The following is a 20,848-nucleotide window of genomic DNA, read 5'->3' as shown; positions in this document are numbered from 1 at the left end:
GCCACTACGAGCAAAGCGAGGTTTCCAATGACCGCACCCGTCTTGCTGGCGGAAGCGAAGCTGTTCCTGCGCGTCGAGCACGACGCCGAGGATGGGCTGATACAGACCCTGATCGATGCGGCGCAGACGAGGATCGAGGGAGACGTGGGTCTGGCCTTGACCTCTACGTCCCCCGCTCCGTTGCGGCTGGCGATCCTGATGCTGGCCCTTCGCGCCTATGAGCGGGGCGACCGCGAGATGCCGATCCAGCCGGTCGAGGCCTGGACCGCGCCCTATCGCGTGGTGCGGCTGTGAGGGTGCTGGCGGGTCTGTTCGAAGGGCTGGAGAGCCAGACGCCATACGGCGGCCGGGCGATGACATGGGAACCCGTGGGATCGGCCTGGCTGAAGCTGGGTCCGCGGCGCCGGCGCGAGAAGGGCGAGGCCGGAGGTCTGCGCGTCATGGAAATCATGACGGCTGAAACCCGGGCCGACGCGCGCTTGAGTCCCGAGCGGGTGCTGAGGTTCGGCGGCGCCGACTGGCGGATCCGGTCGTCCGAGACCGTCGGCGGACAGGCCATCCTGCACCTGGAGCGGGCGTCATGAGCCACGAACTGGCCTTGCAAAAGGCTCTGATCGCCCATCTGGGCGAGGATGCGGGCGTGCGCGCCCTGCTGGGCGAGCCGCCCCGAATATGGGATGCGCCGCCGGACAGGCCGGCGCTTCCATATCTGCTGATCGGACGATCGGAGAGCCGCCCCCTCGGGGCGGATGGGGGCGGGATCGAGCACGCGCTGACCCTGACCACCGTATCTCGGTTTCGCGGAACCGAAGAGGCAAAGGCGATCCTGGCCGCCCTGCGGCTGGGACTCACGGATGCGGCCCTGGCGGCGGATGGCGTGCGGACCGTCAGCGTGAGGCTGACGTTCGCAGACGTCTATCCGGCTCCGGACGGGCTGAGGACATTTGCGGTGCTGCGCGTACGCGCCGTGACCGAGGAGGACTGAAGATGGCGGCGCAACGCGGCAAGGACATTCTGTTGAAGATCGAGGGCGCGCCGGGCGTGTTCACGACCGTCGCCGGCCTCAGGGCGCGGACGCTGTCGCTGAACGCGCGCACGGTGGACGCCACCGACGGCGACAGCGCTGGGCGGTGGAGAGAACTGCTGGGCGGCGCCGGCGTGAAATCGGCGGCCGTCGCCGGGCAGGGGATTTTTCGCGACGCGGCGTCGGACGCACTGATCCGCGAGGCCTTCTTCGATCAGGCGGCGCGAACCTGGCGGCTGATCGTGCCGGACTTCGGCACGCTGGAGGGACCCTTCCTCGTGGCGGCGCTGGAATACGCCGGCGAGCACGAGGGCGAAGCGACGTTCGCGATCAGCCTGGCCAGCGCGGGTGAAGTGACGTTCGGCGCAGCATGATGGGGGCCAACGGAGCGAGAGGCGAGGTCGTCGCGGGGTTGGCGGGAGCCGATCGGTGCCTGTGCCTGACCCTGGGCGCGCTGGCGGAGATGGAGACGGCGCTGGGTTGCGACGGGCTCTCAGGCCTGGCGGAGCGGATGCGGGGGCTGTCGGCGCGGGACCTGACGGCGGTCCTCGCGGCGCTGCTCAGAGGCGGAGGGGAGAGCGCCTTTGCAGGGGAACTGGCCGAAGCGCCGGTGGACCCGCGGCAGGCGGCGGAGGCGGTGGCCAAGGCCTTCGCGGCGGTCGCTTGAGAACCCCGTGGGGCCTGATGCTGCGCGCGGCGGCCGGCCTGGGCGTGGATCCTGAGGCCTTCTGGCGACTGTCGCTGAAGGAATGGCGGATGCTGATGGAAGCACCGGAGACGAACCCGCCGATGCGGCGGAGCGAATTCGAGCGAATGGCGGAGACGTGGCCCGATGACTGACGAGCCCGGAACGGGAAGCATCGACTCGGTGCCGCGGCGGGCGGCCGAGGCGGCCGCGGCGCTGGACGGCCTCAGGGAACCGGCCGAGAGAGCGGCGGCCTCGATCGAAAGCGCGTTTGAGCGCGCGGGAACCGGGCTCGCCCGCTCGCTGGCGCGGGCCGCCGCCGACGGCGAAATCTCCCTGGCCGAACTGGCGCGCGCCGTGCTTGCCGCGATCAATGCGGCGGCGGGCGGGGGCGGCGTGGGAGGACTGTCGAGCGCGATCGCGCAGGCGGCGGGGTCGGCGTTCTCCGGCGCGCGGGCGGAAGGCGGTCCGGTGATGGCCGGCGGCGCCTATCTGGTCGGGGAACGGGGACCGGAGCTCTTCCGGCCCGGAAGCGCCGGGGTGATCGAACCGTCGGGGGGCGCGAACGTGACGGTCAATGTGCGGGTCGACGGCGGGGCGGAGACCCTTCTGAGGTCGGAGGCCCAGATCGCCCAGGCCCTGGCTCGAGCCGTCTCGCTGGGCGCGCGTCGGCTTTAGGGCTTCACGGGCCGGGGCGGGCCTCCTCGGCCGGCCCGGCATGACATTTTCGGAGATGGTGATGGCGTTTCACGAAGTGAGGCTGCCCGCCCGCCTGGCTTTCGGGTCGACGGGTGGCGTCGAGCGGCGCACCGAGATCGTGACCCTGGGGTCGGGGTTCGAGCGGCGTTCGACGCCCTGGGCGCAAGGACGGCGGCGCTATCTGATCGGCGCGAACCTCAAGTCGCTGGACGACATGGCGACCTTGACGGCCTTCTTCGAGGCGCGGCGGGGGCGGCTGTACGGTTTCCGGTTCCGGGACTTCGCCGACTTCAGATCCTGTGCCCCGAGCGCAGCGATCACGCCGCTCGATCAGCGGCTGGGCGTCGGCGACGGCGTTCGGACCACTTACGAACTGATCAAGCGATACGGCGACGGCGAGACGGCCGTTGATCGTCGAATCCACAAGCCGGTCGGGGGGACGGTAAGGATCGCGGTGGGCGCCGATGAGCTGAATCCGGAGGCTTTCGAGCTCGATCTGACGACGGGGGCGGTCACCCTGGCCTCACCGCCGGCCGCCGGCGCCGTCGTCACAGCCGGATTCGAATTCGACGTCCCGGTCCGCTTCGACGCCGACAGGATCGACGTGACGCTGGAGAGCTTCGCAGCGGGCAGGATGGCGGCCGCGCCCTTGATCGAAGTGAGAATCTGACCGTGCGCCAGATACCGGACGAACTGGCGATCCGCATCGAGAGCGGGGCGGCGACACTGTGCCACGCCTGGCTGCTGAAGCGGGTCGATGGCGTGGTGGCGGGCTTCACCGATCATGACCGTGATCTGGAGGTGGACGGCGTCCTCTGCCGGGCCGCCAGCGGGTGGACCGCCGGTGCGGCCGAAAGCGCGGTGGGACTCGCGTCCGGATCGGCGGTCGCAGCGGGCGTCCTGGACGATGACGGCATCAGGGAGGTCGACGTCCTGGCCGGCCTCTACGATCGAGCCGAGATCACGCTGTGGCGCGTCGACTGGCGAAGGCCTGATATTAAGGTTCGGCTGTGGATCGCGAGGCTCTCGCGAATCCGACGTCAGGGGGAAGGATTCACCGCCGATCTGGAAGGGCCGCTGGCGGCGCTGGAGCGGGTTGTCGGGCGGGCCTATGGCCGAGACTGCGACGCTCAACTCGGCGACGCGCGATGCAAGGTCGATCTTGCGGAGTTTCCAGGCGGGCAGTGCGACAAACGCTGGGCCACGTGTGTCGGCATGTTCGGCAATGGCCCGAACTTTCAGGGCTTTCCCGACATTCCGGGAGACGATTTCCTGACCGCCGCTCCGGTGGAGGGCGGGCGCAACGACGGCCGGAGCCGGCGATGAGGGCGCGGGCTGTGGCGATCGCCCGGACCTGGCTGGGCACGCCCTACCGACACCAGGCCAGTTTGCGAGGCCAAGGCGCGGATTGTCTTGGGCTGGTGCGCGGCGTCTGGCGGGAGTTGTTCGGAGCGGAACCGGGATCGCCGCCGCCGTACGGTCCGGATTGGGCCGAGACCGGAGGCGAGGAGACACTGCTGCACGGCGCGCGCCGCTGGTTGAAAGAGGTCCCGGTCGAAAGGGCGCGCGCCGGTGATGTGCTGCTGTTCCGGATGGCGCCGGGCTGTCCGGCCAAGCACTGCGCGATCATGAGCGAGGGTGCGCTGGTTGGCGCCGCCGAGCCGCGCATGATTCACGCCTACTGGGGTCGGGCGGTGGTCGAGAGCTGGATGGGGACATGGTGGCGGCGACGGCTGGTGGCGGCGTTCGCCTGGCCCTCCCGCGGGACTGATCGGGAGATCGGCTGATGGCGCAGGTTGTGCTGGGCGGGATCGGCGGGGCGATCGGCGGCGGCATCGGCCGCGTTCTTGGAGCGACCATCGGCGGCATGGCCGACAGGGCGCTGGTCGCCGGACTGGAACCCGCGCGCCAGAAGGGGCCGAGACTGAACTCGCTGGCTCTGCAGGGGGCGGCGGAAGGCGCACCCATGGCGTGCGCATTCGGGCGCGCCCGCGTGACCGGACAGATAATCTGGGCGGCCCGGTTTCTGGAGGGCCGAAACACGTCGTCGGCAGGCAAGGGCGGACCGCGTACGGTCGAGTACGCCTACTCCCTGAGCTTCGCGGTGGCGCTGTGTGAGGGACCGGTCGACGGGATCGGCCGGGTCTGGGCCGACGGCCGGCCGATGGACATGACCGGTGTGACGATGCGGCTGCATCGGGGCACGGACACCCAGACGCCGGATTCGTTAATCGAGGCCGTGGAGGCCAATGCCCCGGCGTATCGCGGCACGGCGTATGTAGTGTTCGAGGATTTGCCGCTGGGACCATATGGCAACCGGCCGCCTCAGCTGGCTTTCGAGGTGTTCCGGCGGCCACGCGGGCCGGGACCACGGCTGGAAGAACGGCTGGAGGGCGTCTGCCTGATCCCCGGCGCGGGCGAGTTCGTGCTGGCGACCGAAGCCGTGATGCGGCGCGAGGGACTGACGCGAACCAGACCCGAGAACCTGCATACGGGCGAGGGGCGGACCGATCTCGCCGTATCGCTGGACCAGCTTCAGGCCCAGGCCCCCAACCTGAAGCGCGTCAGCCTGGTGATCGGCTGGTTCGGCGATGACCTCCGGGCGGGATCCTGCGCGGTCCGGCCCGGCGTGGAGCGCAGAGACAAGCCGACCGAGCCGATGGCCTGGTCCGTCGCGGGCCTGACGCGGGCCGATGCGCACCTGATCTCGCAGAGCGGCGGCGGCCCGGCCTATGGCGGAACGCCCTCGGATCAGAGCGTGCGGCAGGCGGTGGCCGAGCTGAAGGCGCGGGGCCTTCAGGTGACGCTGTATCCGTTCGTGTTCATGGACGTGCCACCCGGCAACAGCCTCCCTGATCCCTATGGCGGCGTGGAGCAGGCGGCCTATCCGTGGCGGGGCCGTATCCGGGGCGAGAACGGCCCTGCGTCAGTCGCCGACGTGGCGGCGGTTTTCGGCGAGGCGGCGGGCTGGGGTCTCAGGCGTCTGGCTCTCCACTATGCGGCGCTGGCGGCGGAGACGGGTGCGGATGGGCTCCTGATCGGGTCCGAGATGCGGGGGCTGACGTGGACACGCGACGCTGCGGGCGTATCTCCGGCTGTGGCGGAATACCGCTCGTTGGCGGCCGAATGCAGGGCCATCGTCGGACCGGACGCAGAGCTCTCATACGCCGCGGACTGGTCCGAGTATTTCGGGTGGCGCGACGGCGCGGACGTGGTCTTCCATCTCGATCCGCTGTGGGCTGATCCGAACATCGATTACGTCGGCATCGACTGGTATCCGCCGCTCGGCGACTGGCGGGTTGGGGCTGGCGGTCTCGACGGAGCGACCTTCGCCGGGCCCGACGACGTCGAAAATCTCGCCATGCAGATGGCCGGCGGCGAAGGCTTCGACTGGTTCTATGCCTCGGCGGCGGATCGCGCCGCACAGGCGCGCACGCCGATCATCGACGTGGGGTATGGCGAGGATTGGGTGTTCCGGCCCAAGGACCTGAAAGGTTGGTGGTCGAACGCGCACCATGACCGTCCGGGAGGCGTGCGGGCCCCGACGCCCACGGCCTGGGTCCCGGGCATGAAACCGATCCGGCTGACCGAGTTCGGCTGCCCCGCGGTTGATCGGGGCGGTAATGCGCCGAACCTGTTCCAGGATCCCAAGAGCGTCGAGGGCGGATTGCCGCCGTTCTCCACAGGAGCCCGGGACGACCGGATGCAACGGCGGGCGCTGGAGGCCGTACTGGCTCATTTCGACGATCCCGCGAACAACCCTGTGTCTGCGATTTACGGCGGACGGATGCTGGAGGCCGCGGCCGCCTGGTGCTGGGACGCCCGGCCGTGGCCGGCTTTTCCGGCGCGGATGGACATCTGGGCCGATGCGCCGGCGTGGCGGACGGGGCATTGGCTGAACGGTCGGCTGGGCGGCGAAACGCGCGATCTGATCGCCGAGGTTCTCAAGCGGGGCGGCCTGCTCGATAGCGAGTTCGAGATCGGACGGCCGCCTGGCGAGGTGCAGGGCTATGTCATCGACCGGCCGATGCGCACGCGCGATGCGCTCGAGCCTCTGCTGGCGGGGCTCGGAATGCTCGCGGCGGAGCGTGACGGCAAGGTCGCGATCATCGGTGAGGAACCCGTCGCGTTGACCTTGACGCCGGAGGCTCTGGCGCTGCCCGGCGAGGGCGGAAGCGTGCAGGCCGAGCGGACGCTCGAGGCTCGGCCTGGCGCGGCCCGGGTGCGGTTCATCGACGGCGCCGGCGAGTATCAGACCGGCTCGGCCGTGGTCCGGGCCGACGGCGACGGCGGCGGGATCGACATGGATCTGCCGGCGGTATGCTCGCGCGCGCTGGCGCAGGCGGCGGCGGCGCGAGCGCTGGAAACCGGACGGGAGGAGCGCCTGACCGTCTCCCTGGGGCCGTTGGAACGCCTGGCGCTGGAACCGGGAGATATCGTCTCGGTCGAGGGCGATGACCGCGATTGGCGGATGGTGCGGCTGGACATGGATGAGCAACCGTCGGCGACGCTCGAACCGGTGTCGACCGTCCTCGTCGCGGAGGATGACAGCGCTCCATCGGCGGGAGAGCCGGCGGCCGCGACGGGTGCTCCGTTCTTTCGGATGATCGACCTGCCGCCACTGATTGGAGCGGAGAACGACGGGCGACCCGTCGCGGTGCTCGCCGGCGAGCCATGGCGGTCGATACGCGTGTTTGCCGGTCCCGACGTCACGGGCCTGACGGCCCGGGGCGATGTGGAAGAGCCCGTCACGGTCGGTGTTCTTGTCGAGCCGTTGACGTCCGGCGTGCGGCATCGCTGGGACGAGGCCAATGTTGTAAATGTCCGGATCGAGGGGCGAGCGCCGGAAAGCCGGTCGATCGCCGCCGTGCTGGCGGGCGGGAACGCCATCGCGGTCGAGACGGGCGCGGGCTGGGAGATCGTGCAGTTCCGGAGGGCCGAACTGATCGGGCACGAGGTGTGGCGCCTGTCGGGCCTTCTACGCGGCCAACAAGGGTCCGACGAGGCGACGAAGGCAGGGGCAGAAACCGGCGCGCTTGTCGTGTTCCTGGGGGGCGGGCTCGAGCGAATGGAGTCGCCGTCCGCCGAACGGGGGCTGCCGCTGATCTGGCGGGCTACGCCCGCGGGAAATCCCGCCGGCGGCGCGGGCGTCAGTGAAGTCGTTTTCTCGCCCACCCGTCTGCATGACCGGCCATGGAGTCCGGCTCACCTGCGGCGCTCCGTGCGCGGCGACGGCGGTTTCGATCTCGCATGGCTGCCGCGATCGCGGATAGACGGGGATCAATGGGACGGTGAGCCGGCCAATTTCGCGCCCCTGCGGTTCCGGGTCAGTGTGCGCGACGCTGGCACTCACGTGCGGACATTTGAGGTCGCGGAGATGTCCGCGATCTATCCGGGAACCGACGCGGCGGCGGATTTTCCTCAAGGGCTGAACGACGCCGAAGTGGCGGTGGCGCTCTGGGGTGAAGGTTACGGCTGGGGCGTTGAGGCGCGGGTCAAACTGGCCTGATCCGCCACCGGATGCAGAGATTTGGAGCGGGTGGCTTTGCGCTGTGATGCGAATGCCCTAACTGACTGATCGGACTTGATGTGGCAGGAGCGAACTCGAACGTGGCGGGCGATCCCTACAAGGAACTGGGCGTTTCGAGGGGCGCGACCGCGGACGAGATCAAGAAGGCGTTCCGCAAGCTCGCCAAGGAACTGCATCCAGACAAAAATCCGGGCAACCGGGAGGCCGATGAGCGCTTCAAGCGGGTCACGGCCGCGTTCGACCTTCTTGGCGACGCCGAGAAGCGGGCGAAGTTCGACCGGGGCGAAATCGACGCAGACGGACGCGAACAATTCCGGGGCTTCGGCGGCAGTGGCGCGAGGGGCGGCCCGGGCGGACATCCGTTCGGCCAGGGCGGGGCCCAGCGCGGCGGTTTCGAGAACATCGATCTGGATGAACTGTTCGGCGGCATGTTCGGCGGCGGAGCCCGGCCTGGCGGCGCGCGCGGCGGCTTTTCCGCGCGCGGGCAGGACGTCAAGGCCACGCTGGAAATCAGCCTCGAGGACTCGATCTCGGGCGCGACCCGGCGAATTCAGTTCTCCGACGGTCGCACCCTGGACGTCACCATTCCGAAGGGCGCCGCGGACGATCAGGTCATCCGGCTGCGCGGGCAGGGCGCGCCCGGCGCGTCGGGCCGCAGCGAAGCAGGCGACGCGCTGATCACGCTGAAAATCGCGCACCATCCGATCTTTCAGCGCGACGGCGCGGACCTGAATATGGATCTGCCGGTGTCTCTGCCGGACGCCGTGCTGGGCGGCAAGGTGCCAGTGCGGACGCCGGAGGGCACAGTAAACATGACCATCCCTCCGGGGTCGAACTCGGGCAAGGTGCTGCGGCTGAAGGGAAGGGGGGCCTTCGTCGGTGGCAAGCGCGGCGACCTGCTGGCCAAGCTGATGATCCTGCTGCCGGACAGCCCGGACGAAGGTCTTACGAAACTGGCGCAGGATATGCGTGACAGGGGAGCGTACCGCCCATGGCGCGACTGATGCCCGGAAAGCCGAATTCGAAACCGGCCCGGCCGTGGTTCTCGTCCGGACCGACGGCGAAGCGGCCGGGCTGGTCCAGCCAAGCCCTGCCGCATGATCTGCTGGGCCGCGGCATCCGGGCGCCGGAGGTCGTCGAGCGGTTCGCGTACGGCCTGCAGCTGACGAGGGACCTTCTGCGGGTCCCGGCCGATTGGCGGCTGGTGTATGTGCCGGGATCGGACACCGGCGCGGTCGAGGCCGCCATGTGGTCGATGCTGGGGCCCCGACCGGTCCAGGTGATGGCGTTCGAGAATTTCGGGCAAGTCTGGGCGACCGACCTGCGGGACCATCTGAGGCTGGATCCGGAAATCCTCACCGCGCCGTGGGGCGCGTTTCCGGACGTGTCGAGGGTCGACCCGGCGAAGGACCTCGTCTTCCCCTGGAATGGCACCACCTCGGGGGTGAAGGCGCCGCACGGCGACTGGATCGCGGCGGACCGCGAGGGGCTCGTCATCTGCGACGCCACCTCAGCCGCTTTCGCCATGCCCCTGCCTTGGGATCGGCTGGATGTGGTGACCTTCAGTTTCCAGAAAGCGCTGGGCGGCGAGGCCGGCCTCGGCGTAGCGGCGCTGTCGCCAAGGGCGATCGAACGGCTCAACGACTACGCGCCGCCACGACCGATCCCCAAGATTCTGCGGCTGAGAAACGGCGAGGGCTTCGACCAGACACTCGCGACCGGCTCGATGATCAACACTTTCTCGGTCTGGACGATCGAGGACTGGATCGACGGCGTGGAATGGGGCCTCTCGGTCGGCGGCCTGCCGGCGCTGATCGCCCGAACCGAAGCCAATGCGGCGGCGCTCGACGCCTGGGTCCAGCGGACCGGATGGATCGATCATCTGGCGGAAGATCCTGCGACCCGCTCCACGACGTCAGTCTGCCTGAAGATCACTGATCCCCGGGTAGCCGCGATGACGGAGGTTGCCCGCCAGGCGCTGGTGAAACGGATGAAGACGCTGGTCGAGGCCGAAGGCGCCGCCTTCGATGTCGAAAGCCACCGAAACGCCCCCGCCGGCCTGCGCATCTGGTGCGGCTGCACCGTCGACACGGCGGACGTCGAGGCGCTGACGCCGTGGCTCGACTGGGCTTTCGAGACGGCGCTCGCGGATTAATCCGTCCCTCGGGACGACATCGCCCGATTCCCCCGCTATAGGCTGCGCCCGCATTCGGAAAATCCCGGTAGCGGAGAAACGTCTTGGCGAACGTCGCGGTGGTCGGCGCCCAGTGGGGTGACGAGGGCAAGGGCAAGATCGTCGACTGGCTGTCGAACCGCGCCGATGTGGTGGTGCGGTTCCAGGGCGGCCACAACGCCGGTCACACGCTGGTCGTCGACGGCAAGGTCTACAAGCTGGCCCTGCTCCCCAGCGGCGTCGTCCAGGGCAAGCCCTCGATCATCGGCAATGGCGTGGTCGTCGATCCGTGGCACCTGGTCGGCGAGATCGAGAAGATCGTGGCGCAAGGGATCGCCATCAGCCCCGACGTGCTGATCGTCGCCGACAACGCCTGTTTGATCCTGCCGATCCACCCCGCGCTCGACGTGGCGCGCGAGGCGGCGGCGAGCGCGCCCGGCGCCCGCATCGGCACGACGGGACGGGGCATCGGTCCGGCCTATGAGGACAAGGTCGGGCGGCGGGCGATCCGGGTCTGCGACCTGGCCAGCGCGGACGATCTCAAGGTCAAGATCGACCGTTTGCGCGCCCACCACGATCCGCTCCGGGCCGGCCTGGGCCTTGAGCCGATCGATCCGGAGGCGCTGCTGCGGCAGCTGCTGGAGATCGCGCCGAAGATACTCCCCTATGTTCAGCCGGCCTGGCGGCTGCTCGACCAGGCCCGGCGCGCGGGCAAGCGCGTGCTGTTCGAGGGCGCCCAGGGCGCGTTCCTGGACGTGGACCACGGCACCTATCCCTATGTGACCAGCTCCAACACCGTGGCCGGCCAGGCCGCGGCGGGATCGGGGATCGGTCCCCGCGGCGTCGGCTATGTGCTCGGCATTGTGAAGGCCTACACGACCCGGGTCGGGGAAGGGCCCTTCGCCTGCGAACTGAACGACGAGGTCGGCCGGCACCTGGCGACAGTCGGCCGCGAGGTCGGGGTGAACACCGGCCGCGCCCGACGTTGCGGCTGGTTCGACGCGGTTCTGGTCCGCCAGTCGGTGGCCATCAACGGCATCGACGGTATCGCCCTGACCAAGCTGGACGTCCTCGACGGTTTGAAGACGCTGAAGATCTGCACCGGCTACCGCATCGGCGCCGAGGTGCTGGATTACCTCCCGTCCAGCCTGAAGGCGCAGGCCGCCGCCGAGCCGATATTCGAAGAGCTTGAAGGCTGGAGCGAAAGCACGGCCTCGGCGCGGAGCTTCCGCGACCTCAACGCCAACGCCGTGAAATACGTGCGCCGGATAGAGGAATTGATCGGCGCGCCGGTGGCCCTGTTGTCGACCAGTCCGGAACGCGACGACACCATCTTGATGCACGACCCGTTCCAGGGCTGACCGGCGCGCGGTCCAGCATTCAACGGGTCTTAACCCGCTACGGCTAAGCATGACGGCCTCGTCTGGAGGCTGCGTCCTTGTTTGCTGTCGATCCTCGCATGCTGGCCAAGCTGGCGCCGGTGTTGAGGCGGGTTCTGGTCGTCGATCCGAACCCTCATGCCGCGCGTCTGCTCACCGAGATTCTCAAGGGCATGGGCGGAGGCCAGGTCGTGGTCGAGCCGAGCGAGCCGCGGGCCCTGCAGGCGGCGGGGACGCTGGAGCCCGGCATCATCTTCACCGAACGTAATGGCGACAATCTCAACGGCGAGTCGCTGGCCCGGGCCCTGCGGCGATCCAGTTTCGCCTGCCGTCGCGCGCCGATCATCATGGTCACCGCCGACGCCACCGCCAGTACGATCATCGGCGCCCGCGACAGCGGGGTGCACGAGTTTCTTCGCAAGCCCTTCACGAGCGCGGATCTGCTCAAGCGCGTCGAGAACGTCGCTCTAAAGCCTCGCGACTGGGTCGAGGCGGTCGGCTACGTCGGCCCGGACCGGAGACGGTTCAACTCCGGCGAGTTCGCGGGCGACGGGAAGCGCAGGGCCGACAAGCCCGCCAGCGGCGCGGCGGCCGTGGCCGCCGCGAGAGATCAGGCGATGCGTATCCTGGCGGCCGCCCTCGACCAATTCGACAACGATCCCATGCAGGCCGTACGGGCCATTCGGGAGCAGGCCGCGATGCTGAAGTCGCTGGCCATGAAGGCGTCGGACTCCCGGCTGGCGGTGGCCGTCGGCGCGCTGGAGGTCACCCTCGCTTCGGGTCCGCCCACCAAGGTGATACTGGCCGCTCCGATCGGCTCACTTCTGGCCATGACGCCGCCGGAGCCGATGAAGAAGGCCGGCTGAGGCCGGCCTCGCCGGCCTCGACCATATCCCGGATCAGGCGTCGACCAGGTTCCGCTCCTCGGCGGCCGCGCGCATGGCCTTCTGCAGCTTTTCGAAGGCCCGGACCTCAATCTGGCGTACGCGCTCCCGCGACACGCCATACTGGCCCGCCAGCTCTTCAAGGGTGACCGGATCGTCCTTCAGGCGGCGCTCGGTCAGGATGTGCTTCTCGCGGTCCGTCAGCTCGTGCATCGCCTCTTCCAGCAGGCCCCTGCGGATGGACTTTTCCTCGTCCTCGGCCAGCTGCGTCTCCTGCGAGACGGCTGTGTCGTCGGCCAGCCAATCCTGCCATTCGCTCTCGCCGTCCGCGCGAAGGGGCGCGTTCAGCGAGGCGTCGCCGCCGAGGCGGCGGTTCATGTTGGTGACCTCTTCTTCCGACACGCCCAGCTTGGTGGCGATGGCCGACAGGTGCTCGGGGCGCAGGTCGCCTTCCTCGAAGGCCGAGATCTGGCTCTTGGCCTTGCGCAGGTTGAAGAACAGCTTCTTCTGCGCCGCCGTGGTGCCCATCTTCACGAGCGACCAGCTGCGCAGGATGTACTCCTGGATCGAGGCGCGAATCCACCACATGGCGTAGGTCGCCAGGCGGAAGCCCTTGTCCGGGTCGAATTTCTTGACAGCCTGCATCAGGCCGACGTTGCCCTCGGAGATCACCTCGCCGATCGGCAGGCCGTAGCCGCGATAGCCCATGGCGATCTTGGCCACGAGGCGCAGGTGCGAAGTCACGAGGCGGTGCGCGGCCTCGGGGTCCTGATGCTCGGTCCAGCGCTTGGCGAGCATGAACTCCTCGTCCTTCGCCAGCATCGGAAATTTGCGGATTTCAGTCAGGTATCGCGAGAGCCCCTGTTCAGGCGACATCACCGCGAGCGATCTAGCTACAGCCATATGGTCCCTCCGACCGTCAAAACGAGCGGGCTCTGCGGAGACGGCCACCCGATGTGCGCCGACGCCTCGCCCCTCAACCGATGAGATAGGGTCGGGTTTCCGCTTTTGTCAGAGGCGGATCGTCACACTAAAGCGTGACCGTTGCCCCGGCGCCACTGCACCGAATGAGTGAGTGTATAGCGGAGAGTCAGTCCTTAATCAAGACTTACTTGGTCAGGGCGCCCCGGATCCGCGCCCGCGCGGCGTCCCAGGCGGAGGCGTCGCCTTCGTGCTTTTCCGGATGCAGCGCCTGCAGGCCGCGGATGTCGTCCGGGACGCCGGCCGGAATGCTGCCGCTTGCCGGTGCGTCGAGCCCTTCGGCCGAAAGGAAGGCGGTGATGGCGGCGGCGTCCTGGATCGCCTGGTTCGGCGAGGCGGGCGCGTCCAGCCGATGACCAGTCCAGCGGATCCCGCGGACAATCTGGTCGCGGAAGCGGGGATCGGCCCACGTCGACGGGGTATGGCCGAGGTTGGTGTAGAACAGGCGGCCTCGGCCGACCTGACGGACCCAGGTCACGGGCACGGGGTAGGGGCGGCGCAGCGGACCCGCGGACATGTCGAGCGCCTGTAGCACGCGGACCCGCTCCGGATCGAAGCCGACGTATTGGTAGATCTCCTCCGCGTAGTCCGTTCCGTTCGGCCACATGGCGGCGAGCGGGTGCGACGGCTCCAGATTCGACAGGCGGATCGGCGTCCCCTGGTTCCATGGATGGCCGTCAAAACGGCCGCCGAGGAAGGCGGTGTAGGCCTCCTCTCCGCCCTCGAAATCGAGCGCCGTATCTCCGGCGCTGTGGATGCCGACGAATCCGCCCCGGCCGCTTTCGATCCAGGCGACGATCGCCGCCCAGGTCTCCCGGTCGATGGGCAGGGCTCCGGTCGTGCTGAAGACGAGGATGTCGATGTCGTTCAGGCGGTCAGCGGTCAGTTCACGGGCGTCCTGGGTCAGCTCGACCGTGAAGGCGCCGCTGTCGCGCGCCATGTCCTGTAGCGCGATCTCCGATGACGACAGCCCGTCCGGCGGTCGGCGCACGGTCTCATGCACCCACCCGACCGACTGGGACAGATAGAGGACGCGCAAGGGCCGCTCCTGGACGGAAGGGCTACCGGCGCAGGCGGCCACGCAGAGAACGGCCAGCATACAAAAGAGGAAACGATTCATCACGGCGCCCTACAGACCAAGGACGATGCGATAGGTCGGATGGACCACATCGGCATGCTCCGGATGCTTCTGCAGATAGCCGGAGAAGAAGGGACAGACCGGCAGGATCAGCAGGTTCCGCTCCCGCGCGTCGGCGATGACATGCCGGGCCAGTCGACTGGCGATGCCCTGGCCCTCCAACGCCTCGGGGACGAGGGTTTCGGTGATCATCAGGTTCTGGCCCGAGAGATTGTAGGTCACCACCGCCACCTCGCCACCGACGGGGAGTTCGTAGCGGTGGGCCTCTTCGTCGTTGCGGATCTCGGGATCCATTCGGCAAGCTCCGCTCAATAGAAATCGACATGGATATGGTCATCATGCCGGGCGGCGTGACAACCCGCGAAGCGCAGTTTGGGGTGGCCCCAAAGGCCGAGACGTCGCTCAAGGTGGGGTTCGATCGACACCCGCCGAACGGCGGGGTCTGCGATGAGGATCCGGACCAGCGCCCCGGTTCGACGTTCATCGAGGCGCCACGGTCGGTCGGCAGGCGGGTCGGGCTTGAACGCTATACCGTTCCGCCCGCCCGGACAGGCGATCTGCTCGCCCGGACGGGGCGGTTCCGCAGGCCACAGTCCGCCATGGCGCGATGTGTCCGGAAACGAAGCCGTCGGCTGGCCGGCGCGGTCCGTATAGTAGAGGCCGAGATCGATCTGGCGGCCATCCCCGTGACTGAAATGCGGGGGAAAGGGCTTGATCCCGTCCGCCCCCGAAGCGTCCATGAAGCGCACGACCTCGCCGGGGTACCGCTCCGCCACCTTCCGGCCGGCGTCGATGAGCCGATCACGCACGCCGGGCCGCACGAAATGGCGATCTTCGCGGCAATAGTATGCCTTGGTCGGCGCAAGCGGCGTGGAGCCGTCGCAAGGCAGGGACACCAGACCTGCGGCGTTGGGCTCGAGGGAGCCAGGCTCGCCGCTCCAGACCACCGCCCGCACGGCCTGCCGGCATCCGGCGAGCACGAGGACCACGGTCAGCAGGGCGACGCGTCTCATAGCGCCTCCAGCGCGCGTTCAAGATCGCCCATATCTCGCGGCGGCGCGGTCTCGAAGCGCAGCGCCCCACCAGTGACCGGATGGACGAACCCCAGCACCGCCGCGTGCAGCGCCTGGCGCGCCAGGCCGGCCTCCGCGATGGCGGCGCGGACCGTCGCCGCCGGGCTCCCCGAGCCATAGGTCGCATCGCCGAGGATCGGGGCGCCCTTTGACGCCAGGTGCACCCGGATCTGATGGGTCCGGCCGGTGTGCAGTGTGCAGGCGACCCGCGCGGCCATCGGCGCGCCGCCCGCCCTGGCCGGAACCCCGAAAACCTTCTGGACGACATAGTCGGTGACCGCGGTGCGGCCGCCGCTCCTGAGCACCGCCATCTTCTTCCGGTCGGAGGAGGATCGGCCAATCAGCGTCTCGATCCGGCCTTTCGCGGGGCTGGGCGCTCCCCGGGTCAGCGCGATGTAGGTGCGTTCGATGTCGTGGGCCGCGAACAGGGCCGAGAGCCCGGCGTGGGCCCGGTCGGACTTGGCGGCGACCATCACCCCGGAGGTATCCTTGTCCAGCCGGTGCACGATCCCCGGCCGCGCGACGCCGCCGATCCCCGACAGCGAAGCCCCGCAGTGGGCCAGCAGGGCGTTGACCAGGGTGCCGGTCTCGCATCCCGGCGCCGGGTGCGCGGCGATGCCGGCGGCCTTGTCGACCACGATCAGATCGGCGTCCTCGAACAGCACCGTCAGCGGGATCGCCTCCGGGGCGGGCGTTGCGGAAACGACGGGCGGGACTATGACCCTGTACTGTCCCGGCAGCGCCTTGGCCGACCCGCTGGAGACGGCCTGGCCGTCGCGGCTGACCACCCCTTCCGTCAGCAACGCCTGCAGGCGGGCCCGAGACAGGGTGGGAAAGATGTCGGCGAGCGCCTTGTCCAGCCGCGCCCCGCCGGTCTCGAGCCGGGCCTCCAGCACTGTGGCGTCGTCGTCTTCGATCAGGGGTTCGTCGGACACCGCGCGCTCCGCCGCCAGGACCAGGCGGTCATCGATCTAGCACGCGCCACGCGCGCACGGGCAAGTCGCAAGCTTGGCTGTTGTCCGGATTTCGGTCATGGTGAACGGGGGTGTCTGAGGGGATTGGGCAATGAGATTTCTGATCATCGCGGCCGCCGCCGGGGGCGCGGCTCTGGCCCTCGGGAGTTGCGCGACCATGAGCGCCGAGCAGTGCATGGCCGGAGACTGGTCGGGTCAGGGCTATGCCGACGGTCAGTCCGGCCTGACGATGAGCCGGCTGGATGAACACGCCGAGGCCTGCGCCAAACACGGCGTCTCGCCCGACGCGACGGCCTACGCGGCCGGTCGCCGGCAGGGTCTGGTGCATTACTGTACGCCCTGGAAGGGCTTTGAGGTCGGGCGCACCGGTTCGGGCTACGCCGGAGTCTGTCCGTCCGAACTGGAAGCGGACTTCATTCCGGCCTACCGCGACGGGCAGATTGTCCATGAGGTCGAGGCGGCCCTGGCCAACGCCCGCGGCCGGGTCGACAGCCTCGGCGCCCGGCTCGAGGAGCTCGACGACAAGATCACCGCCAAACAGGCCGAGGCCCGCGCCGACGGCCTGACCGACGAGCAGCGCGAGCAGGTCCGCAATCGCATCCAGGAAATCCGTCGCGAACGCGCCGACACCGAACGCGAGTGGCGCCGGGCCCAGGACGAGATCGACGACGCCGAACGCGATGTTCGCGACGTCCGCTGGCGCTTCCGCGATCAGTACGGCAGCTGGTGAGCGGCCAGCCGGCGCGCACGCCGGCTGTCGGGCGTTACGCCGCCTTCTTCTCCAGCTTCTTTTCCCACTGGCCCAGCGACGCCAGGCCGTTCATCCGGGCCCGGTGGTGGAAGGCCGCCTGGCAGGCGACCGCGTTCTCGGCCTTGCCCGACCAGACCCGCTGCGGCGACGCCTGCAGCGCGCGCCCGTACGAGAAGGTCATCCTCCACGGGAAGCCGCCGATGCGGTTCATGGCGTCGAGGTGGGCGGTGGCCTGCTCGTCGGTCTGACCGCCGGACAGATAGGCGATCCCCGGCACGGCCGACGGCACCGTCGCCTTCAGCGCCGCGATGGTGCGCTCGGCGACCTCATGCACCTTGGCCTGGCGCACGCTGCCCTTGCCCGAGATGACCATGTTCGGCTTCAGGATCATGCCTTCCAGCGCCACGCGCTGTTCGTACAGCTCCTGGAACACCGTCTGCAGCACCTGACGCGTGACTTCGTCGCAGCGGGCGATGTCATGCGAGCCGTCCATCAGCACCTCGGGCTCGACGATCGGCACGATCTGCTCCTGCTGGCAGATGCGGGCGTAGCGGGCCAGGGCGTGGGCATTGGCCTTGACGCAGCCCCAGGTCGGGATGCCGTCGGCGATGTCGATCACCGCGCGCCATTTGGCGAACCGGGCGCCGCGCTCGTAGTGGGCGCGCAGTCGCTTGGACAGGCCGTCCAGACCCTTGGTCACGGTCTCGCCGGGGAAACCGGCCATCTTGGTCGCGCCCTTGTCGACCTTGATGCCGGGAATCGAGCCGGCCGCCTTGATGATCTCGACCAGCGGCGTGCCGTCCCTGGCGTCCTGGTAGAGCGTCTCCTCGAACAGGATCACGCCCGAGATATGCTCGCGCATGGTCTGCTCGGCGCGGAACAGGCACTCGCGATAATCGCGGCGATTCTCTTCGGTGTTCTCGACACCAATGGCGTCGAAGCGCTTCTTGATCGTTCCCGTGGACTCGTCGGCCGCCAGAATGCCCTTGCCGGGCGTAACCATCGCCTGGGCCACTGCGTTGAGCGCCGCCAAATCCATGAGTCCCTCCTGAGCCTTGGTTTCGCGGTGATCTAGCTCCGCCGGAGCCGGAAGTCACGCAGTGTTACAGGCGGACCGGCCTCAGGCGGCGTCGCTGGCCAGGGCCGCGGCGCGATCGCCACACCTGCTGAGGACCGCGAAAAGCTCGGGCAGCTGAATCGGCTTGGTCAGGACTCCGTCCGCGCCCGCCGCCAGGTAGCGATCGACGTCTTCGGCGAAGGCGTTGGCGGTCAGCATGTAGATCGGGGTCGTGGCGGCGGGAACCCCGCTGGCGCGGATCTGGCGCAACGCCTCGACCCCGTCCATGCGCGGCATGTTCACATCCATCAGCACCACGTCGAAGGGCCGCAAGGCGACGGCCTCGACCGCCTCGACGCCGTTCTCCGCGAAGCTGAGTTCGACCTGGGCCGGAGCGAGCAACACCTGGAGCACCCGCCGGTTGGCCGGATTGTCTTCGGCGGCCAGCACGCGCAGGCCGGTCGTCTCGCCGCCGACGGCGGGCGGCAGGGCCTCGGGGGCGACGCGGAGCGCGGAAACCTCGACCGGGCATTCCAGCCAGAACCGGTTGCGGCCCTCGTCGTCGCGATCGACGCCGATATTGCCGCCGAGCAGGCGCAGATTGCCCGCGCTGATGGCCAGGCCCAGGCCGGCTCCGCCCGCCTCGCGCCCGGCGGCGGTTTGCTCGAACGGGGCGAAGATGCCTTCCCGGTCCGGCTCGGCGACACCGGGGCCGTCGTCGAGGACCTCGAGGCGCAGGTGATCCGCAGCCAGGTGCGCCCGGACGGTCACGCGCCCGCCAGGCGGGCTGAATTTGACGGCGTTCGAGATCAGGTTGACCAGGGTCTGCTCGATGCGGCCCACGTCGGAACGGATCGTCACGCCATCGCCGACGCCATCCAGGTGGAGGTCGAGAGCGACGCCGATCTCGCCGGCCCGGGGCTTCCAGATCGAGATGATGCTGCGCAGCTTGGCCTCAAGGTCGAAGGTCTCGAACTGCGCCGTCGCCTGGTCCGCCTCGATGCGCGACATGTCGAGCACGGCGTTGAGCAGGCGCAGCAGCATGGCGCCGGACGCCAGCACCCCGTCGTTCAACTCGTGCTGGGCGGCCGTGAGCGGCTCGCGGCGTAGCGCCTCGGCGAGGCCCAGCACGGCGTTGAGCGGGGTGCGAATCTCATGGCTGGTGACGGCCAGGAAGGCCGACTTGGCCCGGCTGGCCTGTTCCGCCGCTACGCGCTGGGTTTCGGCCTCGGCGTAGAGGGCCTCGAGCGCCGCATGGTCCGCGGCGCTGCGGCGGGCGTTGCGATATCGCTCGACCACGCGGCCCAGCTGGGCCCCGATCTGGTCGAGGGTGTGAAGCAGTTCCTCGTCCGGCGCAGCCGGGCGCTGCAGGAAAAACTCCAGGACGGCGCCGACTTCTTCTCCCATCAGGGCGGGGAAGGCGAAGGCCGCGCGGAGCCCGCAAGCCAGGGCGACGGGGCCCCGGGGGAAGTTCGGCTCGCCCTGGAGATCCTCGATCCAGCAAGCCCGCCCCGATTCCCAGACCCGGCCCGGAAGACCTACGCCGCGCGGGAAGGTCAGGGTCGCCGAAAGCTCCCTGAATGCGGCCAGCCCGTCGTGCTCGCCGCCCTTCCAGATTCCGGACCAGACCAGTTCGCCCTCGCCGGAATCGTCGGCGAACATATAGGCTTGGCCTGTGGTCCAGCCGGTGAAGTCGCAGATGGCTTCAAGCGCCAGGCGAAAGGCGGATTCCGGGTTGTCGCTGAGGTTGGCGGCCGTCGCGATGGTCTCGACCAGGGCGATGCGCTGCTGCTGCCGGTAGAGGTCCCGCATGCCCTGTTCGGCGATGGCCTCGGCGGCGAGGCGGGCGGCGCGTTCGCGCTCAAGCCGGCGCTCCAGGCGCGCGACCTGTTCGGCGGGACTGGTCGAGGGAGGGCTGGACGTCACGCGGCCTCGGCGGTGCTGATCGGCCAGGCGACCTTGAAGATGCAGCGGGCGTCGCCGCGGGCGGTGCAGGCGACATGCTGGAAATCGACCGAGCCGCCGTACCAGGCCGCGGTTCCTTCCACGAAGCCCTGGGCCAGGGCGCACATGTTGCGGCTGGAAACGTAGTGCATCACCAGGTCGCCCGCCTCGTCGTGCATGCGGAAGTGCGGGCATTCGGCGCCCGGATACAGCTTGCGCACCTCGGCGTGGATGATGGTGTTGACCCCCTCGATGAAAGCCCGGGCGTCGGGCGCGCCGCCGAAGAAGGCGGGGTACAACTCGGCCAGCACGGGTATGGCCTGGACGCCGAACCATCGCAGCACCGCGTCGCGGTCCAGCGACAGGGCCTGGCCGGCGGCGGCGACCAGCGCCTCCATTTCGCTGTCCGGGTAGTTGCCGAGCGACGTGTAGGCGCCCGTGACGTCCGAGGCGTCGAGCAGTGCGTCCCAGGTGTCCGGACCAAACGCCCGGGTCACGGTTTCCTCGAGGAGATTGAAGACGACGCCCTTCATGGCCGGTGCTCCTGTTCGCGGCC

At 69.2% G+C, this 20,848-nt stretch carries 24 protein-coding genes; 16 read left to right on the top strand and 8 right to left on the bottom strand.

From position 1 onward, the window contains the following. Positions 1-27 precede the first annotated feature (27 nt). From VEB62_RS01015 to VEB62_RS00945, 15 genes are all read left to right on the top strand, one after another. The gene (locus tag VEB62_RS01015; RefSeq protein WP_324794586.1) at positions 28-294 is read left to right on the top strand and encodes a head-tail connector protein; all 267 of its coding nucleotides are present in this window, start codon (positions 28-30) and stop codon (positions 292-294) included. Then, positions 291-584, top strand: a complete 294-nt coding sequence (locus tag VEB62_RS01010; RefSeq protein ID WP_324794584.1) for a head-tail adaptor protein — start codon at positions 291-293, stop codon at positions 582-584. Before VEB62_RS01015 ends, VEB62_RS01010 begins: the two co-directional genes overlap by 4 nt. After that, positions 581-985 (top strand): DUF3168 domain-containing protein, encoded by a 405-nt coding sequence (gp17, locus tag VEB62_RS01005; RefSeq protein WP_324794582.1) that lies wholly within the window; start codon positions 581-583, stop codon positions 983-985. The genes VEB62_RS01010 and gp17 overlap by 4 nt, the downstream gene beginning before the upstream one ends. Before the next feature lie 2 nt (positions 986-987). Then, positions 988-1,398 (top strand): phage major tail protein, TP901-1 family, encoded by a 411-nt coding sequence (locus tag VEB62_RS01000; RefSeq protein ID WP_324794580.1) that lies wholly within the window; start codon positions 988-990, stop codon positions 1,396-1,398. Further along, complete coding sequence (locus VEB62_RS00995; protein ID WP_324794579.1) at positions 1,395-1,691, top strand: GTA-gp10 family protein; 297 nt, start codon at positions 1,395-1,397, stop codon at positions 1,689-1,691. Before VEB62_RS01000 ends, VEB62_RS00995 begins: the two co-directional genes overlap by 4 nt. 17 nt (positions 1,692-1,708) lie before the next feature. Further along, positions 1,709-1,864: a phage tail assembly chaperone gene (locus tag VEB62_RS00990; RefSeq protein ID WP_324794577.1), complete on the top strand. Its 156-nt coding sequence runs from the start codon at positions 1,709-1,711 to the stop codon at positions 1,862-1,864. Continuing rightward, positions 1,857-2,387 carry a phage tail tape measure protein gene (locus VEB62_RS00985; RefSeq protein ID WP_324794575.1) on the top strand — a complete coding sequence of 177 codons (531 nt, stop codon included), beginning with the start codon at positions 1,857-1,859 and terminating at the stop codon, positions 2,385-2,387. The genes VEB62_RS00990 and VEB62_RS00985 overlap by 8 nt, the downstream gene beginning before the upstream one ends. A 61-nt stretch (positions 2,388-2,448) precedes the next feature. Then, complete coding sequence (locus VEB62_RS00980; RefSeq protein WP_324794573.1) at positions 2,449-3,078, top strand: phage distal tail protein, Rcc01695 family; 630 nt, start codon at positions 2,449-2,451, stop codon at positions 3,076-3,078. A gap of 2 nt (positions 3,079-3,080) precedes the next feature. Then, complete coding sequence (locus VEB62_RS00975) at positions 3,081-3,734, top strand: phage/gene transfer agent baseplate hub protein (RefSeq protein ID WP_324794572.1); 654 nt, start codon at positions 3,081-3,083, stop codon at positions 3,732-3,734. Then, positions 3,731-4,195, top strand: coding sequence for an NlpC/P60 family protein (locus tag VEB62_RS00970; RefSeq protein ID WP_324794571.1), 465 nt, complete (start codon positions 3,731-3,733; stop codon positions 4,193-4,195). The genes VEB62_RS00975 and VEB62_RS00970 overlap by 4 nt, the downstream gene beginning before the upstream one ends. Further along, entirely contained in the window at positions 4,195-7,917 is a 3,723-nt protein-coding gene (locus VEB62_RS00965; RefSeq protein ID WP_324794569.1) for a baseplate multidomain protein megatron, read from the top strand. The genes VEB62_RS00970 and VEB62_RS00965 overlap by 1 nt, the downstream gene beginning before the upstream one ends. A 101-nt stretch (positions 7,918-8,018) precedes the next feature. Further along, positions 8,019-8,942: a DnaJ C-terminal domain-containing protein gene (locus VEB62_RS00960; RefSeq protein ID WP_324794567.1), complete on the top strand. Its 924-nt coding sequence runs from the start codon at positions 8,019-8,021 to the stop codon at positions 8,940-8,942. Further along, positions 8,942-10,093 (top strand): phosphoserine transaminase, encoded by a 1,152-nt coding sequence (locus VEB62_RS00955; protein ID WP_324794565.1) that lies wholly within the window; start codon positions 8,942-8,944, stop codon positions 10,091-10,093. Before VEB62_RS00960 ends, VEB62_RS00955 begins: the two co-directional genes overlap by 1 nt. Positions 10,094-10,176: 83 nt before the next feature. Next, entirely contained in the window at positions 10,177-11,472 is a 1,296-nt protein-coding gene (locus VEB62_RS00950) for an adenylosuccinate synthase (protein WP_324794563.1), read from the top strand. A 98-nt stretch (positions 11,473-11,570) separates the two neighbouring features. Continuing rightward, entirely contained in the window at positions 11,571-12,356 is a 786-nt protein-coding gene (locus VEB62_RS00945; protein ID WP_324794561.1) for a response regulator, read from the top strand. A 33-nt stretch (positions 12,357-12,389) separates the two neighbouring features. Here the strand turns inward: VEB62_RS00945 and rpoH are convergent, their stop codons facing one another. The 5 genes from rpoH to VEB62_RS00920 all read right to left on the bottom strand — a co-directional run bounded on the left by rpoH (position 12,390) and on the right by VEB62_RS00920 (position 16,501). Beyond that, positions 12,390-13,277, bottom strand: a complete 888-nt coding sequence (rpoH, locus tag VEB62_RS00940; RefSeq protein ID WP_259547855.1) for an RNA polymerase sigma factor RpoH — start codon at positions 13,275-13,277, stop codon at positions 12,390-12,392. A gap of 205 nt (positions 13,278-13,482) precedes the next feature. After that, on the bottom strand, positions 13,483-14,394 hold the full coding sequence (locus VEB62_RS00935) for a ThuA domain-containing protein (RefSeq protein WP_324794558.1): 912 nt from the start codon (positions 14,392-14,394) through the stop codon (positions 13,483-13,485). Between the two features lie 90 nt (positions 14,395-14,484). Continuing rightward, on the bottom strand, positions 14,485-14,787 hold the full coding sequence (locus VEB62_RS00930) for a GNAT family N-acetyltransferase (protein ID WP_324794556.1): 303 nt from the start codon (positions 14,785-14,787) through the stop codon (positions 14,485-14,487). 14 nt (positions 14,788-14,801) lie between these two features. Then, positions 14,802-15,506 carry a hypothetical protein gene (locus VEB62_RS00925; RefSeq protein ID WP_324794555.1) on the bottom strand — a complete coding sequence of 235 codons (705 nt, stop codon included), beginning with the start codon at positions 15,504-15,506 and terminating at the stop codon, positions 14,802-14,804. After that, positions 15,503-16,501, bottom strand: a complete 999-nt coding sequence (locus VEB62_RS00920) for an RluA family pseudouridine synthase (protein ID WP_324794553.1) — start codon at positions 16,499-16,501, stop codon at positions 15,503-15,505. Before VEB62_RS00920 ends, VEB62_RS00925 begins: the two co-directional genes overlap by 4 nt. Before the next feature lie 130 nt (positions 16,502-16,631). Here VEB62_RS00920 and VEB62_RS00915 point away from each other — a divergent pair, with 130 nt between their 5' ends. Next, the gene (locus VEB62_RS00915; protein ID WP_324794551.1) at positions 16,632-17,270 is read left to right on the top strand and encodes a DUF2799 domain-containing protein; all 639 of its coding nucleotides are present in this window, start codon (positions 16,632-16,634) and stop codon (positions 17,268-17,270) included. Positions 17,271-17,304: 34 nt separating this feature from the next. Here the strand turns inward: VEB62_RS00915 and VEB62_RS00910 are convergent, their stop codons facing one another. From VEB62_RS00910 to VEB62_RS00900, 3 genes are all read right to left on the bottom strand, one after another. After that, on the bottom strand, positions 17,305-18,330 hold the full coding sequence (locus VEB62_RS00910) for a class I fructose-bisphosphate aldolase (protein ID WP_324794549.1): 1,026 nt from the start codon (positions 18,328-18,330) through the stop codon (positions 17,305-17,307). A gap of 81 nt (positions 18,331-18,411) precedes the next feature. Continuing rightward, entirely contained in the window at positions 18,412-20,274 is a 1,863-nt protein-coding gene (locus tag VEB62_RS00905) for a response regulator (protein ID WP_324794547.1), read from the bottom strand. Then, positions 20,271-20,825 (bottom strand): heme NO-binding domain-containing protein, encoded by a 555-nt coding sequence (locus VEB62_RS00900; protein ID WP_324794545.1) that lies wholly within the window; start codon positions 20,823-20,825, stop codon positions 20,271-20,273. The genes VEB62_RS00905 and VEB62_RS00900 overlap by 4 nt, the downstream gene beginning before the upstream one ends. Positions 20,826-20,848: the final 23 nt, after the last annotated feature.

This window comes from Brevundimonas sp. (assembly GCF_035626975.1).
Taxonomy (GTDB): Bacteria; Pseudomonadota; Alphaproteobacteria; order Caulobacterales; family Caulobacteraceae; genus Brevundimonas.
Note: the sequence above shows the minus strand (reverse complement) of the source record. Positions and strands in the feature narration are given on the sequence as shown.